Raw genomic sequence first — 17,546 nt, 5'->3', positions numbered from 1 at the left:
GGATCCCCGGTCCACGGGAACACCCTCCCGGCCATGCCCCGCCCCGTCCGCGAGGAGGCCCGGCCACCTGGAGGTCACCCTCATGAGCACCCCCGCCGACCCGAAGGCCCCAGGCAAGGGCTGGGGCATAGCCGTCGCCGCCTGCGTCGGCCTGTGGCTCGTGCAGAGCGGCTCCGGCGAGGTGCGCCCGCCCGTGCCGTCGGCCGCCGAGGCGTTCGCGGCCGGGCCCGGCTGGCACACGACCGCGGCCGCCGAGCCGATGCCGCCCTCCGCCCCGGTGCGCGTCCGCATCCCGCGCATCGGCGTGGACGCGCCCGTCATGCGGCTCGGCCTCGCCCCGGACGGCAGCCTGGAGGTGCCGCCCGCCGGGGAGCGCAACCTGGCCGGCTGGTACGAGGGCGGCGCCCCGCCCGGCGCGCGCGGCACGGCCATCGTGGCGGGCCATGTGGACAACGACGAGGGCCCGGCGGTGTTCTACGCGCTGGGCGCGCTGAAGAAGGGCGACCGCCTGGAGGTGGCCCGCGCGGACGGGCGCACGGCCGTCTTCACGGTGGACGCCGTCGAGGTGTACGACAACGACGAGTTCCCCGACGACAAGGTGTACGGCTCCTCCGACCGCGCCGAGCTGCGCGTCATCACCTGCGGCGGCGGGTTCTCCCCGGAGACCGGCTACCAGGGCAACGTCGTCGCGTACGCCCACCTCATCGGGGCACGCTGAGCCCTCCCGTCACGCCCACTGGTCGAACGCCAGCTTCGCGACGAGCGAGAAGACGACCACCAGCAGCACCCCGCGGACGAACCCCGCGCCCCTGCGCAGCGCCATCCGCGCGCCGACCATGCCGCCCGCCAGGTTGAACACCGCCATCAGCGCCGCGAGCTGCCACATCACATGGCCCTGGTACGCGAACATCGCCAGGGCGCCGCCGTTGGTGCAGACGTTGACGACCTTGGCGGTGGCCGACGCGGTGACCAGGTCCAGGTGCAGCACCGCCGTGAGCGCCAGCACCAGGAACGTGCCGGTGCCGGGCCCGATCAGCCCGTCGTACAGGCCGAGACCGCCGCCCACCAGGACGACCGCCGTGACGACCCGCGCCCGCCGCACCGGGCCCTTCGGCACGGGCCCGGTCCCGAACGACGGCCGCAGCAGCACGAACGCGGCGACGCCCAGCAGCACCACCAGGATCACCGGGCGCAGTACGTCGCTGCTGAGGCCCGCCGCGAAGAACGCCCCGCCCATCGACCCGGCCAGCGCCGCGAGGCCGACCCGCACGGCCGTCCCGACCGGCACGGGCGTCCTGCGCGCGTACGTCACGGCGGCGCCGGTCGTCCCGACGATGGCCACCGCCTTGTTCGTACCGAGGCACTGCGCGGCCGGCACGTTCGGCACCCCGAGCAGCAGGGCGGGCAGCAGCAACAACCCGCCGCCGCCCACCACGGCGTCGATCCACCCCGCCAACAGGGCGGCGAGGCAGAGCAGCACGAACGCGGTCAGGGATATGTCAGGCACGCCCCGACCCTATGCGGCGCCTTCCCCTGTCCAGGGCCGGGCCCCTTCCCCCGCCCGCGGGGGCGGCCCCCACCCCCGTGCGGGGCCGCCGCCCGGTCGTGCGGGGCCGCCCCCGGTCGCGGGCGGGGGCGCGCGGAACCGGCGCGCTCAGACCGGCAGGTGGCGGGCGAAGAACGACCGTACGAGGCGGCGCACCGCGGGCACGGTGACGCGCGGGTCGGCCGGGCCCACCATGTCGGCGCGCTCATCGGCGGTCATCAGCCCGGCGTCCTGGAGCTGCGGGGCGAGTGCCGCGTAGTCGGTGAAGACCCAGTGGCCGGCGTCCTCGAGCTGCCGTCTGGTCACCGGGCCGCCGTGCGCGAGCAGCGCCGACCAGGTCCGCTCCATCCGGTCGCCGCGGAAGCCGTCGGTGCCGGCCAGCAGCAGCGGCCGGTCGGCGGCCTGCCGGGCCACGGGCAGGAGTTCGCCGCCCATCAGGTCGAGGTGGCCCTCCAGGTTGACGGCGGCGGCGATCCGCCGGTCCTCGTGGAGCGCCTGCGCGACGGCGGTGCCGCCCGCGGAGTGCCCGTACATCCCGACCCGGTCGAGGCGGAGGGCGTCCAGGACGAAGCGGAGGTCGGCCACGCGGGTCTCGACCATGGTGCGGAAGGTGTCCGGGGCGGGCGGGCCGAGCAGGACGGACTCCCTGACCCTCAGGCGGCCCGGCCGCTCGTCGGGGAACTCCACCTCGCTGGCGTCCCCCGGGTGGTCGACGGTCAGCACCGTCCAGCCGTGCGAGGCGAGGTCCACCGCGAGGGAGCTGCCCATCGTGCGGGCGTCGCCGCCGCCGGGGCTGTAGAGGAGCACGGGGCGCCGGCCGGGCCTGGGCGGGGCGCCGGCCCGGGCGTGGGTGAGGGTGGCCGCCCAGTCCACTCCCCCGTGCGGCAGTTGCGGGCGGATCCACGGGCCGAGGAGGGCGAAGGGCGCCGCGGCGGCCGGGGTCAGCTGCGGCACGCGCGGGAAGCCCCGGCCGCGGGCGGCGGGCCGCAGGACGGTCACCATGACCTCCCGTACGCCGATCCCGGGCGTCCAGGGGTCGTTGCGGGACGGATCGACCAGGTGGAGGGTGCCGGCGCCAACGGAGTACGGCCCGGTGGGTGCCGGGAGCCGCAGCCGCAGCCCACCGGCGGCCGGAGCGCCGGAGGCGGGGCCGCCGGGAGCGCCGGAGGCAGGTGCGGTGGAGGCGGTCACCGGGGCGGCGCCGAGCAGCAGCGCGGCGGCCCCGGCGAGGGCGCCCTTGACGACGGAGCGGCGGCCGAAGCCTGCCGAGGGGGCCCGGTCGGGTGGGAAGGTCGAGGTCATGGACGGCATCCTGGGTACGGGCGCCGGGCGCGGGCGAAGCTTGCGGCCGGACCCGAAAGGCTGGTGCGCGACGGGGGGTTGTGCGTGATCCGGATTCACTTCACGGCGGAGGACCTGGTCCGGGTGCGGTTCGCGCCGCGCCCCTCGCCCGTGCCCGAGCTGCACGCCGCGCTGCTGATGCTGGGCGCCCCGCGCGGGGAGCCGCTGTTCGGGCACTGGCGGCCCCGGCTGCTGCGGAGCCTGCCGGGCGCGGCCGGGCCGCTCGCGGACCTGGCACCGGGCGGGACGGCGCCCGCGTTCCTCGACGTGCTCGGCGACTCCCTGGAGGAGGGGTGCGCGCTGATCAGGGCGGCCCGCCCGGAGGCCGTACGGGCCGGGATCGAGCAGGTGTACGCGGGGCGGCCGGTCCCGCCGTGGATCGGCGCGCTGCACGGCGGCGACCCCGGCGCGTGGCGGACGCTGGGCCGGGCGCACCGGGCGGCCTACGGGACGGTCCTCGCCCCGGTGTGGCCGCTGGTCCAGGATCTGCACCGGGCGGAGTTCACCCGGCACGCGCTGGCCGTCGCCGTGCAGGGCGTCGGCACCGCGCTGACGGACCTGGCCCCGGGGTCGCGGCTGCGCGGCGGGGTATGGGAGTGGCCCGTCCCCGGCGCGCCGCGCGTGCGGGAGGTGCGGCTCGGCGGGCGCGGGCTGGTCCTGCGGCCGACGTTCCACTGGCGGCGCGGCCCGCTCCTCCAGGACCTGCCGGACCGTCCGGTGGCGCTCGCCTACCCGGCGGGCCCGGGGCTGCCGCTCGTCCCGGACACGGCCGACGCCCCGGCCGAGCCCCTCGCGGGCGTGCTCGGGCGCACCCGGCTGGCCCTGCTGCGCTCCCTGGACGAGGCGCGGACGACGACGGGGCTGGCGCGCCGTATCGGCGTCAGCAACGCCACGGCGTCCGCCCACGCCTCCGCCCTGCGCGCCGCGGGCCTCGTCACCACCACCCGCACGGGCCGCTCGGTCCACCACGAGCGCACCCCGCTGGCGGAGCTGCTGCTGAACGGCGGCTGACCGGGGAGAAGCCACCGGCGAAGGCCGCTCACGGGCCCCCGGCGCAGGCCCCTCCGGCCCCGCGCAGGCCCCTCCGGCCCCGCGCAGGCCCCTCCGGCCCCGCGCAGGCCCCTCCGGCCCCGCGCAGGCCCCGCCCGGCCCCGCCGGGCCACCTGCGAAGGCCTCACGGTGCCCCGGCCCGCTCGCTGAGGGCGGCTTTCCGCGCGTGAAACACACGGGATGCCGACGGGAAACACCGCCGACGCACGCTGCTGGGCATGAGTTCACGGATCGTGGTGGTCGGCGGTGGTACGGCGGGGGCGCGCCTCGCCGAGCGGCTGCCCGTCACCCTGCTCGGCGAGGAGCCGCACGCCCCGTACAACCGGGTGCTGCTCGCGGACGTCCTCGCCGGCCGGTACGGGCCCGAGGTGATCGCGCTGCCCGCGCCGAGGGGCGAGGCGGCGCGGCACGGGGTGCGGGTGACCGGCATCGACCGGACCGCCCGCGAGGTGCGCTGCGCCGACGGGACCCGCGTCTCCTACGACCGGCTGGTCCTGGCCACCGGCTCCAACCCGGTGCTGCCGCCCCTGCGCGGCCTCACCGGCGGCGACAGGCTGCCCGCCGGGGTGCACGCGTTCCGGACGCTCGACGACTGCCTGGCGCTGGACGCCCAGGTGGGTCCCGGGGTGCGGGCCGTGGTCATCGGCGGCGGGCTGCTCGGGGTGTCCGCCGCCCGCGCGCTGGCCGCCCGGGGCGCCGAGGTCGTGCTGGCCCAGCAGAGCGAGCACCTGATGGAGCGCCAGCTCGACGCGGACGCCTCCGGACTGCTGCGCCGCCATCTGGCGGGGCTCGGCGTGGAGGTGCACACGGAGTGCCGGGTGCGGGGGCTGAAGGCCGCTTCGGGCGCGGTGACCGCCGTCGAGCTGGCCGACGGGTTCGTGCTCGGCGCCGACCTGGTCGTCCTCGCCTGCGGGGTGCGGCCACGGGTCGGGCTCGCCGTGGAGGCGGGGCTCGACGTGCGGCGCGGGATCGTCGTGGACGACCGGCTGCGCACCTCCGACCCGTACATCCACGCCGTCGGCGACTGCGCCGAGCACGACGGGCGCCTCTACGGGCTGGCCGGCGCCGCCCTGGAGCAGGCCGACGTGCTCGCGGACGTCCTGGCCGGGGGCGCCGCCGCCTACCGGGGCACGCGGGCGCTGACCCGGCTCAGCCTGGACGCCCTGGAACTGGCCGCGTTCGGCGAGCCGGTGCCCCGCGCCGGTGACGACACCGTGCGGCTCACCGACGCCACGCGCGGCGCGTACCGGAAGGTCGTCGTCCGGGACGACCGGCTCGTCGGCGGTGTCCTGCTCGGGGACCTCGGCGCGGTCGGGACGCTCGCCCGGGCGTGGGAGGGCGACGAGGCCCTCCCGGACGCGCCCCTGCTCCACCTGCTCACCCATGACGGAGGCTCCTGACATGTCGAACACGCCCGGGGCGGCGCACACGCCCACCATCGTCCTCGTCGGCCACGGCATGGTCGGCCAGCGCTTCCTGGAGGCCATCGCCGAGCGCGGGGTGACCGGGCGGGCGCGGGTGGTCGTCCTGTGCGAGGAGCCCCGCCCCGCGTACGACCGGGTGCAGCTGACCTCGTACTTCTCCGGCCGCACGCCCGACGACCTGTCGATGGTGCCCGACGGGTTCATGGCGGAGCACGGCATCGAACTGCACACCGGCGACCCGGCCGTCACGATCGACCGGGAGGCCCGCACGGTCACCGCCAGGTCGGGGCTGACCGTCGCGTACGACACGCTGGTCCTGGCGACCGGCTCGTACCCCTTCGTGCCCCCGGTGCCCGGCAAGGACGCGGCGGGCTGCTTCGTCTACCGGACCATCGAGGACCTGCTCGCCATCGAGGAGTACGCGAGGACGGCGAGGACCGGCGCGGTCGTCGGCGGCGGTCTGCTCGGCCTGGAGGCGGCGGGCGCGCTGAAGGGCCTCGGCCTGGACACCCACGTCGTGGAGTTCGCGCCCCGGCTGATGCCGGTGCAGGTGGACGAGGGCGGTGGCGCGGCACTGCTGCGCACCATCGAGGGCATGGGCCTGTCCGTGCACACGGGCGTCGGCACGCAGGAGGTGCTGGCCGGGGACGATGGCTCGGTCACCGGGATGCGGCTGTCGGACGGCTCCGAACTGGCCGTGGACATGGTGGTGTTCTCCGCCGGTGTGCGCCCCCGCGACCAGCTGGCCCGTGACTGCGGCCTGGCGGTCGGGGAGCGCGGCGGCATCACGGTGGACGAGCGGTGCCGTACGTCGGACCCGGCGGTGTACGCGATCGGCGAGTGCGCCCTCGCGGTGGACGGCCGGGTGTACGGCCTGGTGGCGCCCGGCTACGAGCAGGCGCTGACGGCCGCCGACGCGATCGCGGGGCGCGAGTCGTCGTTCACCGGCGCGGACATGTCGACGAAGCTGAAGCTGCTCGGTGTGGACGTGGCGTCGTTCGGCGACGCGCACGGCACGGCCGAGGGCTGCCTGGACGTCGTGTACGCCGACTCGCGGGCGGGCGTGTACAAGAAGCTGGTCGTGGCGGCCGACGGGACGCTGCTGGGCGGCGTCCTGGTGGGTGACGCGGACGCGTACGGGACGCTGCGGCCGCTGACCGGTTCGGTGCCGCCCGTCGCGCCCGAGCAGCTGGTCCTCCCGGCGGGCGCGGGCGCGCCGGTCGCGCTGGGCCCGGAGTCGCTGCCGGACGACGCGGTGATCTGCTCGTGCCACAACGTCACCAAGGGCGCGATCTGCGAGCACACGACGCTGCCCGAGGTGAAGAGGTGCACCAAGGCGGGCACGGGCTGCGGCAGTTGCGTCAAGGTCATCCAGCAGCTGCTGCCGAAGACCGGTGACGGCGGGCTGTGCGCCTGCTTCCCGCAGACCCGCCAGGACCTCTACGAGATCGTGCAGGTGCTGCGGATCACCTCGTACGCCGAACTCCTCGACCGCTACGGGCGCCAGGCGGCGAAGGGCGGCGAGGGCTGCGAGATCTGCAAGCCGACCGTCGCCTCCATCCTGGCGTCCCTGTCGCACGGCTACGTCCTCGACGGCGAGCAGGCCGCGCTCCAGGACACCAACGACCACTTCCTCGCCAACATGCAGCGCAACGGCTCGTACTCGATCGTGCCGCGCGTGCCCGGCGGGGAGATCACCCCGGAGAAGCTGATCGTCATCGGCGAGGTGGCGCGGGACTTCGGGCTCTACACGAAGATCACCGGAGGTCAGCGGATCGACCTGTTCGGGGCGCGCGTCGAGCAGCTCCCGGCGATCTGGGCGCGGCTGGTGGACGCGGGCTTCGAGTCGGGGCACGCGTACGGCAAGGCGCTGCGGACGGTGAAGTCCTGCGTGGGGCAGACCTGGTGCCGCTACGGCGTGCAGGACTCGGTGCGCATGGCGATCGACCTGGAGCTGCGCTACCGGGGCCTGCGGGCGCCGCACAAGCTGAAGTCGGCCGTGTCGGGCTGCCAGCGGGAGTGCGCCGAGGCCCAGTCGAAGGACTTCGGCGTGATCGCCACGGCGAACGGCTGGAACCTGTACGTCGGCGGGAACGGCGGCGCGACGCCGCGCCACGCGGACCTGCTGGCCAAGGACCTGTCGGACGCCGAGCTGATCCGGCTGATCGACCGGTTCCTGATGTACTACGTCCGCACCGCCGAGCGGCTGGAGCGCACCGCGCCGTGGGTGGAGCGGATCGGCCTCGACCACGTCCGCGAGGTGGTGGTGGAGGACTCGCTCGGCATCGGCGAGGAGCTGGACGCGCTGATGGCCCGGCATGTGGCCGGGTACCGCGACGAGTGGGCCGAGACCCTCGCGGACCCGGAGCGCCTCGCCCGGTTCGTGTCGTTCGTGAACGCCCCCGACGCGCCGGACCCGTCGGTGCGGTTCGTGCCGGAGCGGGGCCAGATCAAGCCCGACCTGACGGTCCTCACCCTGGAAGGTGTGTCCGCCCGATGAAGCTGGAACTCGCCCACGACGACGATTGGCTGCCGATCTGCGACACGGAGGCGCTGACACCGGGCCGGGGCATGGCCGCCCTGCTGCCGGACGGCCGGCAGGCGGCCCTGTTCCGGGACCGGCGGGGGCGGCTGTACGCGATCGACAACCGGGACCCGTTCACCGGCGCCCAGGTGCTGTCGCGGGGCCTGATCGGCTCGGCGGACGGCCGTACGTTCGTGGCGTCGCCGCTGCTGAAGCAGCGCTTCGACCTGGAGACGGGCCGCTGCCTGGACGACGACGAGGTGACGGTGGCGGTGTACCCGGTCCGCGCGGGCTGAGGGTACGGGGGCGGGTGCCCCCGGCGTACGGCGGAGGGGACCGTGGCGGCCACGGTCCCCTCCGCCGTACGGGCGGGTCAGGCCCCCGGCACGGGCCTCAGCCCTCCTGCTGGGCCATCTTCTCGACGTCCATCCAGACGACCTCCCAGTTGTGGTGGTCGGGGTCCTGGAAGGAGCGGCTGTACATGGCGTCGCCGTACTCGACCGGGTCGATGGCCTTGGTGGCACCGGCGGCCAGCGCCTTGTCCACGAGCCGGTCCACCTCGTCACGGCTCGACGCGCTGAGCGCGATGATCGTCTCCGTGGAGGAGGACGCGTCGGTGATGTCCTTCTTCGTGAAGTTCTTGAAGAACGGCTCCGTGATCAGCATCGCGAAGATCGTGTCGCTGAAGACCAGGCAGGCGGCCTTCTCGTCGGTGAACTGCGGGTTGAAGGAGTAGCCGAGCTCCGTCCAGAACGCCTTGGCCTTGTCGAGGTCCTTGACCGGCAGGTTCACGAAGATCATCTGTTCCATGGCGGGGTCTCTCTCCATCCGGTGTGGCCGTTACGGAGAGGTAGACCACGGCCCGCGCCAGAACTCATCGCCGCCACGCACACAAATTTTCCCCCCACGCCCCCAAGCCACCCGCCCGGCCCATCCCACGGCCCGCAGCCGCCGCGGCCAAGGGGCGCACCACCCCCAGGCACCCGCACCCTCGGCGCCTCCACCCCGACCCCCGCACCCGCGTCGCCCGCAGCCCCGGCGCCCACACCTCCGGCCAGCCCGCCCCCAGCTCCCTCGGCGCCCACACCCCGGCCATTCCACCCCGGCCCTCGCGCTTCCGTCGCCCGCCGCCCCGCTGCCCGCACTTCCGGTCGGTCCACCTCCAGCACTCACGCCCCGCCCTGCGCCCCGTCGCCCGCGCTCCCGGTGCCTCCACCCTGACGCCCGCACCCTCTCGGCGCGCCGGGCCGCTGTCGCCTGTCACTGGCCGCCTCAGCCTCCGGCCCCTGCGGCCGGGAGGGAGCCTGCCCCCCGCGCGTCCCACGCCCGTGCCGGCGGGGATTGCCATCCCCGCACTTGGCCGGGAGGGCGCACACCTGCGGGTCAGCAGGGAACAGGCCGCGCCCCCGTTGCGGGCAGCCGTCCCGCGCGGAACCAGGAGCCCACCCCGTTGTGGGCAGTCGTTCCGCTGGGGCGGAACGGGGTGGGCACAACGGGGTGCCACGCCCGGGAGGTTGCGCACCTGCGCGGCAGGCGCGAGGACCGGCACCCGGCAAGTCCGCTGTGCCCACCCGTTCCGCCCCTGGCGGACCAGCTGCCCACAGCGGCAGCGTGCAGCGGCCCGCAGGGTGACGCACGCGCGCGGGGGCAGCGCACAGCGGAGGGGACCGCCCGCCAGGGAGCGCGCCCGTGCGGGGCCCGCGCGCAGCGGGGCGGCGGCGGGCGCGGGAGCGGCGGCAGGAGCGCCGGGTGCGCCGAGGGCCCGGGGCCCTTGGCCGACCGCCCCGGAGAGCCGACCGGCGCCCGCTGCTTCCCCTTCACCGTTTGTTGATGCACCGTCAATCCCCGGGTTCTACCTTCCGTCAGCGCGCGACCCCCGCACCGGCCGGTGCGCGGGGCGGCCACGACCAGTGGAGTGATGAAGTGGAACGTCGTAGTTTCCTGCGCGGAGCGGTCGCGGGCGGCGCGGCCGCGGCCTTCGGCTACACACTGATGCGGGGCGCCGCGTACGCCGCCCCGGCGCAGCCCGGCGCGGGCCCGTACGGCGCCCTCGGCGCGGCCGACGCGAACGGCCTCCAGCTCCCCGCCGGCTTCACCAGCCGCGTCGTCGCCCGGTCCGGGCAGCGGGTCGGCAGCACCTCGTACGTCTGGCACAGCGCCCCGGACGGCGGCGCCTGCTTCGCCGACGGGACCGGCTGGATCTACGTCTCCAACTCCGAGATATCCAGCACGGGCGGCGCCAGCGCCATCCGCTTCGACGGCTCCGGCAACATCAGGAGCGCGTACCGCATCCTCTCCAACACCAACCGCAACTGCGCGGGCGGCGCGACCCCGTGGAACACCTGGCTGTCCTGCGAGGAGGTCAGCACGGGGTACGTGTACGAGACCGACCCGTGGGGCGTGAAGGCCGCCGTGCGCCGCGCCGCGATGGGCCGGTTCAACCACGAGGCCGCCGCGGCCGACCCGGTCCGCAAGGTCGTGTACCTGACGGAGGACGCCTCCGACGGCTGCTTCTACCGGTTCGTGCCCAACACCTGGGGCGACCTCTCGTCGGGCACCCTCCAGGTGCTGAAGGCCGGCACGGCGACCTCGGGCACGTTCACCTGGGCGACCGTCCCGGACCCGGACGGCTCCCCCACCGCCACCCGCAACCAGGTCTCGGGCGCGAAGCGGTTCAACGGCGGCGAGGGCTGCCACTACGCGAGCGACACGGTCTGGTTCACCACCAAGGGCGACGGCCGCGTGTGGCGGCTGAACCTGGCGTCGAACACGTACGAGCTGGCGTACGACGACTCCCTCGTCTCCGGCACGGCCCCGCTGACCGGCGTGGACAACATCACCGGCGCGTCCTCGGGCGACCTGTACGTCGCCGAGGACGGCGGCAACATGGAGATCTGCGTGATCACCCCGAACGACGTGGTCGCCCCGTTCGTGCGGATCCTCGGGCAGTCCGGCTCGGAGATCTGCGGCCCGGCGTTCTCGCCCGACGGCAAGCGGCTGTACTTCTCCAGCCAGCGCGGCACGTCGGGCAGCTCGTCCGGCGGCATCACCTACGAGGTGACGGGGCCGTTCCGCGCGTAGCGGCGGCTCTCCCGTACGGGCTGGGTGCCGCCGTGCAGCAGGGCGGCACCCAGCGGCGTCAGGGTGTGCAGCACGGAGCTGCCCTGGCGCAGGGTCACCACCAGGCCCGCGTCGCGCAGTACCCCGGCGTGCTGGCTCGCCGACGCGAGGGACACCCCGGCTCGGCGGGCCAGCTCACTGGTCGTGCCGCCCTGCCCGATGGCCTTGAGCACGGCGGAGCGGGTGTGGCCCACCAGCCGGCCCAGCGGCGCCCCGCCCGGCTCGCCCGCCGCCGCGGGGGCGTCCGTGTGCGTGACCGGGTAGACGAGGACCGGCGGCAGGTCGGGGTCGCGGTACATGACGGCCGAGCCGCGGCAGAAGTACGACGGCTGGAGCAGCAGCCCGCGCCCGTCGAGCCGCACGTCCCGGTCCACCGGGTAGTCGGCCTCCAGGATCGGCGCGCGCCAGCGCAGCATCGGCGGCAGGGACGCCAGCAGTTCCTCGGCGCCGCCGTCGAGCAGCGCCCGCCCGCGCACGGCCCGGTCCGCCTCGACCCGCGCCTGTATGTACGTCCAGTACGGCTCCACGGCCGCCCGGTGGTAGCCGCGCAGGGCGCCCAGGAGGCGGCTGAAGGGCTCCGCGGGCCCCTCCGCGAGGGCCTGCGTCCAGGAAGGCAGGGGCGCGGCGGCCGGGCGCTCCTTGGCGAGCACGGACAGCTCCGCGTGGACGCGGGCGGGCGGGGTGGCCCGCACGGCCTCCAAAGCGGTGTCAAGGCCCTGAAGTCCCTCCGGCGGGGTCAGGAAGTCCGGGAAATAGCCCCGCGCGGGAACGAGCGCGCCGAGGAGTCTCGTTTCACCGTTCAACCGTGTCCGGGTTTCGGAGCGCCATTCCCCGTAGACCAGAGCGCCTCGCCTGTCCCGCAAACGGTGAAAGCTGAGAATGGTTTCCCACAGCGCGTCGGGCCGGGCCGCCATCCGGACTCCGGCGAGATCGGCACCGGTGAAATGTATACGAAGCACTGAACCCCCACCTGTTGCATGCGCAATCACCCCCCACCGAGGAGTATGCATGCCATCACAGGTTGTTACCACGGCATTTCAGCCACAGTTGAAACGCGTCGCGGGCGAGCGCCCGGAACCGAAAAGCTGTACGCCGTCAGACGGGAAACCTTCAGGACCGAGGTGGCGTGTCCGAAGACCGTGGGGGGCTTCTCACGCCCGGCGGCGGGACTGAAAGGTTGCGGCTCTCCTGTCTGGCAGGGGTAATGGGGCGCGGTCGGCGGGTGGGGATCCGGTGGCCGCGCTCCGCCCGTTTGTTCGCGCGGCGTAGGCCCGGAATTGACGCGATGTCAATCTCGCGTAAAAGTCCGCCATTCAACTGGAACGGAATTCAACTGACCGCAATTCCACCGGACCGCGCTTTCCGCGCCACTCGATACGGGGTAAACAGCCGTAAAACAGGAGAGGGCGGACACCTCCGCACAAAGGTGTCCGCCCCGGGCCCGCTCGGCGAGCCCTCCTGCGGTGTATCCGGTGGGGTGGTGACCGGAGCCGCCGCCGATCGGTGAGGGTCGGGTGACAGACGGCGGCTCCGGCGCCTGCGGGTCCCGCCGCGGGGGCGCCACGGCGGGACGCAGCGGGTCAGCGGCTGTCGCTGCCCGCGGACTGGGCCGCGGCCCGGCCGGCCTCCAGGCGGGCGACCGGGATGCGGAACGGCGAGCACGAGACGTAGTCGAGGCCCACCTCGTGGAAGAAGTGCACCGACTCCGGGTCGCCGCCGTGCTCACCGCACACACCGAGCTTGATGTCGGGGCGGGTGGCCCGGCCGGACTCCACGGCGCTGCGCACGAGGGCGCCGACGCCGTCCTTGTCGATCGTCTCGAACGGCGACACCCCGAAGATGCCCTTCTCCAGGTACGCGGTGAAGAAGCTGGCCTCCACGTCGTCGCGGGAGAAGCCCCACACGGTCTGCGTGAGGTCGTTCGTGCCGAACGAGAAGAACTCGGCGCACTCGGCGATCTGCCCGGCCGTGACGGCGGCGCGCGGCAGCTCGATCATCGTGCCGAGCGCCAGCTTCAGCTCGACGCCGGTGCGCTGCTCGACCTCGGCGATGACCTGCTCGGCCTCGTCGCGGACGAGCTCCAGCTCCTGCACGGTGCCGACCAGCGGGATCATGATCTCGGCGCGCGGGTCGCCCTTGGCCTCGATGCGCTGGGCGGCGGCCTCGGCGATGGCCCGCACCTGCATGGTGAACAGGCCGGGGATGACCAGGCCGAGGCGGACGCCGCGCAGGCCCAGCATCGGGTTCTGCTCGTGCAGCCGGTGCACGGCCTGGAGGAGGCGCAGCTCGTTCTCGTGCGGCTCCTTGCGGGCCTCGGCGAGGGCGACGCGCACCGACAGCTCGGTGATGTCGGGCAGGAACTCGTGCAGCGGCGGGTCGAGCAGCCGTACGGTGACGGGCAGCCCGTCCATCGCCTCGAACAGCTCCACGAAGTCGCCCTGCTGGAGCGGGAGCAGCGCCTTGAGGGCGTCCTCGCGCTCGGCGTCCGTGTCCGCGAGGATCAGCCGCTCGACGTACTGGCGGCGGTCGCCGAGGAACATGTGCTCGGTGCGGCACAGGCCGATGCCCTGGGCGCCGAACCGGCGGGCGCGCGAGGCGTCCTCGGCGTTGTCGGCGTTGGCGCGGACCCGCAGGCGGCGGACGCGGTCGGCGTACGCCATGATCCGGTGGACGGCCTGGACCAGCTCGTCGGCGTCGTCGGCACCGGCGTGCATCCGGCCCTCGAAGTACTCCACGACCGGCGACGGCACGACCGGTACCTCGCCCAGGTACACCTTGCCGGTGGAGCCGTCGATGGAGACGACGTCGCCCTCCTCGACGACGTGCCCGCCCGGGACGGTCATCCGGCGGCGCTTGGTGTCCACCTCCAGCTCCTCGGCGCCGCAGACACAGGTCTTGCCCATGCCGCGGGCGACGACGGCGGCGTGCGAGGTCTTGCCGCCGCGCGAGGTGAGGATGCCCTCGGCGGCGATCATGCCGTCCAGGTCGTCCGGGTTGGTCTCGCGGCGGATGAGGATGACCTTCTCTCCGGAGCGGGACCACTTGACGGCGGTGTACGAGTCGAAGACGGCCTTGCCGACGGCGGCGCCCGGCGACGCGGCGATGCCCCGGCCGATCTGCTCCACCTTGGCGCCCTCGTCGAAGCGCGGGAACATCAGCTGGGCGAGCTGCGCGCCGTTGACCCGCTGGAGCGCCTCGGCCTCGTCGATGAGGCCCTGGTCCACGAGCTGGGTGGCGATGCGGAACGCGGCCGCGGCGGTGCGCTTGCCGACGCGGGTCTGGAGCATCCACAGCTGGCCGCGCTCGATGGTGAACTCGATGTCGCAGAGGTCCCGGTAGTGGTTCTCCAGGGTCTCCATGATGCCCATGAGCTGGTCGTACGACTTCTTGTCGATCGACTCCAGGTCGGCGAGCGGCACGGTGTTGCGGATACCTGCGACGACGTCCTCGCCCTGCGCGTTCTGGAGGTAGTCGCCGTAGACGCCCTGGTGGCCGGAGGCGGGGTCGCGGGTGAAGGCGACGCCGGTGCCGGAGTCGGGGCCGAGGTTGCCGAAGACCATCGAGCAGACGTTGACGGCGGTGCCGAGGTCGTGCGGGATGCGCTCCTGGCGGCGGTACAGCTTGGCGCGGTCGCCGTTCCAGGAGTCGAAGACGGCCTTGATCGCGAGGTCCATCTGCTCGCGCGGGTCCTGCGGGAACTCGCGTCCGGCCTCGGCCTTGACGATCTTCTTGAACTGCTTGACGAGCTTCTTGAGGTCCGAGGCCTCCAGGTCGGTGTCGACCGTGACTTTCTTGGCCTTCTTCGCCTCGTCCAGCGCCTCCTCGAAGAGGTCGCCGTCGACGCCGAGGACGGTCTTGCCGAACATCTGGATCAGGCGCCGGTAGGAGTCCCACGCGAAGCGCTCGTCACCGGACTGCTGGGCGAGGCCCTCGACGGACGTGTCGGAGAGACCGATGTTGAGGACCGTGTCCATCATGCCGGGCATGGAGAACTTGGCACCGGAACGGACGGACACGAGGAGCGGGTTGTCTGCCTGGCCGAGCTTCTTGCCCATCTTCCGCTCGAGCGCGTCGAGATGCGCGCTCACCTCGTCCCGGAGCGCGGGCGGCTCGGCGCCGCTCTCCAGGTAGACCTTGCACGCTTCGGTGGTGATCGTGAAGCCCGGAGGCACCGGGAGACCGAGGTTGGTCATCTCGGCGAGGTTGGCACCCTTGCCGCCGAGAAGGTCCTTGAGGTCCTTGTTGCCCTCGGTGAAGTCGTACACGAACTTCTGATCTTTGTTTTCCGACACGGGTCTCGACTCCTCGAGGACGACGTGGCTGCCCTGACGGCGAGGAACATACCCAGATCGAAGGCTTCTGGGGAGGTACGCCTACCCGTCGTACGGCCTTATCCACCCGTCCGCCAGCAGATCGAAAGTTACGACGGGGTTGCCTCGTCGGCGCGAAACGATTCACCCCTTGAAGCGGCATGGTCAAAAACACCCCAAGAACCGCTCATGTGAGCGCCCGCCTCTCACACTTGACTTCACTTCTTGAAGGCAGAAGGGGTGGCACTGAGTGCCATCTTTTGAGAAGTGCAGCCACCCTCGACGCGCTCATCTGAGCATGCACGCGATCAGGGGTGGCGAGAATCACGCCGTGAGGACGTCCGAAAGTCCACGATCCGGACCTCTCCCGTCCACCTGGAGGCCAGTCGGCCGACGCACGGGCGTCCAGCCGTTCGCCGGGCCCGCACATGCCGCGCCACGGGGGCTCCGGGTGGTGCGGGGCGCCCGTCCCCAGGACCCGGCGAAGGCCCCGCGCCCCAACCCGCCCGGCCCGGCACGACTGGCGGGGGCCCGCACAGAAACAGGCCCGAGGACGCGCCGCCCACCCCGTCCGGGACCGGCCGCCAGACGCGCGGCGCCCGTACCGGCGCAGGAGCAGCCACCAAGAAATGTCACCCGCCCCTGCGTCACCGAGGGCGGCCGGTACGGCACCCAGGCGGAGCCCCCACGGGTGGTCGATCCGGCGTCGTACAGCGCCAGCCACCAGAGCGTTCACGAGGCAGCCACCAAGGGACGGCGGAGCCGGCCCCGCGCAGTGACCGGCAGCGGTGCCGACCACGGGACCTGAACCCGGCCCACTGCGCGGGCAAGGCGGACCGGATCGCCCACCGGACCGTCCGGCCAGACGTGCTTCAGGCCGCCCTCCTCACGCGCGGAAGCGACCCGCCCGGCGTGCGGCGGGGTCAGCCGCCGGACGTGTCGAGTTCGGCGTCCTCGCTCAGCCCCGAGCAGTCCCACGGGTTCTTCAGCCAGCCGTCGGGCAGGACGACCCGGTTGTTGCCGGACGTGCGGCCGCGCGGACCGTCGGCGCCCACCGGCCACGGCTGGTCGAGGTCCAGCTCGTCGAGCCCGGCCCGCAGCTCCTCCAGCGACGACGTCACCGCGAGCCGCTTGCGCATCTCGGAGCCGACCGAGAAGCCCTTCAGGTACCAGGCGACGTGCTTGCGGAAGTCGATGACCCCCCGTGACTCGTCGCCGATCCACTCGCCCAGCAGCCGGGCGTGGCGGACCATCGTGTCGGCGACCTCGCGCAGCGTCGGCGCCGCCGCCGCGCCCGTGCCCTCGAAGGCGGCCACCAGGTCGCCGAACAGCCACGGGCGGCCCAGGCAGCCGCGCCCGACGACCACGCCGTCGCAGCCGGTCTCGCGCATCATGCGCAGCGCGTCGTCGGCGCACCAGATGTCACCGTTGCCGAGTACCGGTATCTCCGGGACGTGCTCCTTCAGCCGGGCGATGGCGTCCCAGTCGGCGGTGCCGCCGTAGTGCTGTGCGGCGGTGCGGCCGTGCAGGGCGATGGCGGTGACACCCTCCTCGACGGCGATGCGACCGGCGTCGAGGTACGTGATGTGGTCGTCGTCGATGCCCTTGCGCATCTTCATCGTGACCGGCAGGTCCCCGGCGTTGGTCACCGCCTCGTGGAGGATCGCGCGCAGCAGCGGCCGCTTGTACGGCAGCGCGGAGCCGCCGCCCTTGCGGGTCACCTTGGGGACGGGGCAGCCGAAGTTCAGGTCGATGTGGTCGGCGAGGTCCTCGTCCACGATCATGCGGACGGCCTTGCCGACGGTGACCGGGTCCACTCCGTACAGCTGGATGGACCGAGGGGTCTCGGTCTCGTCGAAGTGGATGAGCTGCATGGTCTTCTCGTTGCGCTCGACCAGCGCCCTCGTCGTGATCATCTCGCTCACGAACAGCCCCTTGCCGCCGCTGAACTCGCGGCAGAGGGTGCGGAAGGGAGCGTTGGTGATGCCGGCCATGGGGGCCAGCACCACGGGCGGCTGCACGGTGTGCGGGCCGATGGACAGAGGACTGAACACGGTCATGCCCCCCATTGTCCCGTACGCCCACACCGTTATGCCCGGCCCCTGCGTGGCGCACGCGGGCCCGACCCAGCGCGCCGCTGTCCACCCCGTTGTGGGCAGGCGTCCCGCAGGGCGGCGGGGGCAGGCTACGCGGAGGGCCCGGCCGCCGGGATGGCGGCCGGGCCCTGAGGC

12 protein-coding genes are annotated in these 17,546 nt (G+C 73.8%); 6 read left to right on the top strand and 6 right to left on the bottom strand.

Features of this window, described 5'->3' with window-relative positions; all coding sequences use genetic code 11:
• Positions 1-82: 82 nt before the first annotated feature.
• Positions 83-718 (top strand): class F sortase, encoded by a 636-nt coding sequence (locus tag J116_RS19835; RefSeq protein WP_023588818.1) that lies wholly within the window; start codon positions 83-85, stop codon positions 716-718.
• Between the two features lie 9 nt (positions 719-727).
• On the opposite strand, the gene J116_RS19830 is transcribed toward J116_RS19835, so the two are convergent.
• Both J116_RS19830 and J116_RS19825 read right to left on the bottom strand, forming a co-directional pair.
• Complete coding sequence (locus J116_RS19830; RefSeq protein WP_023588817.1) at positions 728-1,507, bottom strand: sulfite exporter TauE/SafE family protein; 780 nt, start codon at positions 1,505-1,507, stop codon at positions 728-730.
• Positions 1,508-1,654: 147 nt separating this feature from the next.
• On the bottom strand, positions 1,655-2,848 hold the full coding sequence (locus tag J116_RS19825) for an alpha/beta hydrolase family protein (RefSeq protein WP_023588816.1): 1,194 nt from the start codon (positions 2,846-2,848) through the stop codon (positions 1,655-1,657).
• 84 nt (positions 2,849-2,932) lie between these two features.
• On the opposite strand from J116_RS19825, the gene J116_RS19820 reads away from it, so the two are divergent.
• The 4 genes from J116_RS19820 (at position 2,933) to nirD (ending at position 8,181) form a co-directional block, all read left to right on the top strand.
• Entirely contained in the window at positions 2,933-3,898 is a 966-nt protein-coding gene (locus J116_RS19820; protein ID WP_023588815.1) for an ArsR/SmtB family transcription factor, read from the top strand.
• 257 nt (positions 3,899-4,155) lie between these two features.
• Positions 4,156-5,337, top strand: a complete 1,182-nt coding sequence (locus J116_RS19815; RefSeq protein ID WP_023588814.1) for an NAD(P)/FAD-dependent oxidoreductase — start codon at positions 4,156-4,158, stop codon at positions 5,335-5,337.
• A 1-nt stretch (position 5,338) separates the two neighbouring features.
• Positions 5,339-7,861, top strand: a complete 2,523-nt coding sequence (gene nirB, locus J116_RS19810; RefSeq protein ID WP_023588813.1) for a nitrite reductase large subunit NirB — start codon at positions 5,339-5,341, stop codon at positions 7,859-7,861.
• The gene (gene nirD / locus J116_RS19805; protein WP_023588812.1) at positions 7,858-8,181 is read left to right on the top strand and encodes a nitrite reductase small subunit NirD; all 324 of its coding nucleotides are present in this window, start codon (positions 7,858-7,860) and stop codon (positions 8,179-8,181) included. Before nirB ends, nirD begins: the two co-directional genes overlap by 4 nt.
• 97 nt (positions 8,182-8,278) lie before the next feature.
• Here the strand turns inward: nirD and J116_RS19800 are convergent, their stop codons facing one another.
• Complete coding sequence (locus J116_RS19800; RefSeq protein WP_023588811.1) at positions 8,279-8,695, bottom strand: VOC family protein; 417 nt, start codon at positions 8,693-8,695, stop codon at positions 8,279-8,281.
• 1,113 nt (positions 8,696-9,808) lie between these two features.
• On the opposite strand from J116_RS19800, the gene J116_RS19795 reads away from it, so the two are divergent.
• A complete protein-coding gene (locus J116_RS19795) occupies positions 9,809-10,966 on the top strand; it encodes an alkaline phosphatase PhoX (RefSeq protein ID WP_023588810.1) in 1,158 nt (385 codons plus the stop codon).
• Here J116_RS19795 and J116_RS19790 read toward each other — a convergent pair.
• From J116_RS19790 to dusB, 3 genes are all read right to left on the bottom strand, one after another.
• Positions 10,936-11,964, bottom strand: a complete 1,029-nt coding sequence (locus J116_RS19790; RefSeq protein WP_028964286.1) for an ArsR/SmtB family transcription factor — start codon at positions 11,962-11,964, stop codon at positions 10,936-10,938. The two genes, J116_RS19795 and J116_RS19790, sit on opposite strands and share 31 nt — an antisense overlap.
• A gap of 621 nt (positions 11,965-12,585) precedes the next feature.
• Entirely contained in the window at positions 12,586-15,297 is a 2,712-nt protein-coding gene (gene ppdK / locus J116_RS19785) for a pyruvate, phosphate dikinase (protein ID WP_023588808.1), read from the bottom strand.
• Between the two features lie 941 nt (positions 15,298-16,238).
• Positions 16,239-17,375, bottom strand: coding sequence for a tRNA dihydrouridine synthase DusB (gene dusB / locus J116_RS19780; RefSeq protein WP_023588807.1), 1,137 nt, complete (start codon positions 17,373-17,375; stop codon positions 16,239-16,241).
• Between the last annotated feature and the right edge of the window lie 171 nt (positions 17,376-17,546).

The organism is Streptomyces thermolilacinus SPC6 (assembly GCF_000478605.2).
In the GTDB taxonomy this organism is placed as follows: Bacteria; Actinomycetota; Actinomycetes; order Streptomycetales; family Streptomycetaceae; genus Streptomyces; species Streptomyces thermolilacinus.
Note: the sequence above shows the minus strand (reverse complement) of the source record. Positions and strands in the feature narration are given on the sequence as shown.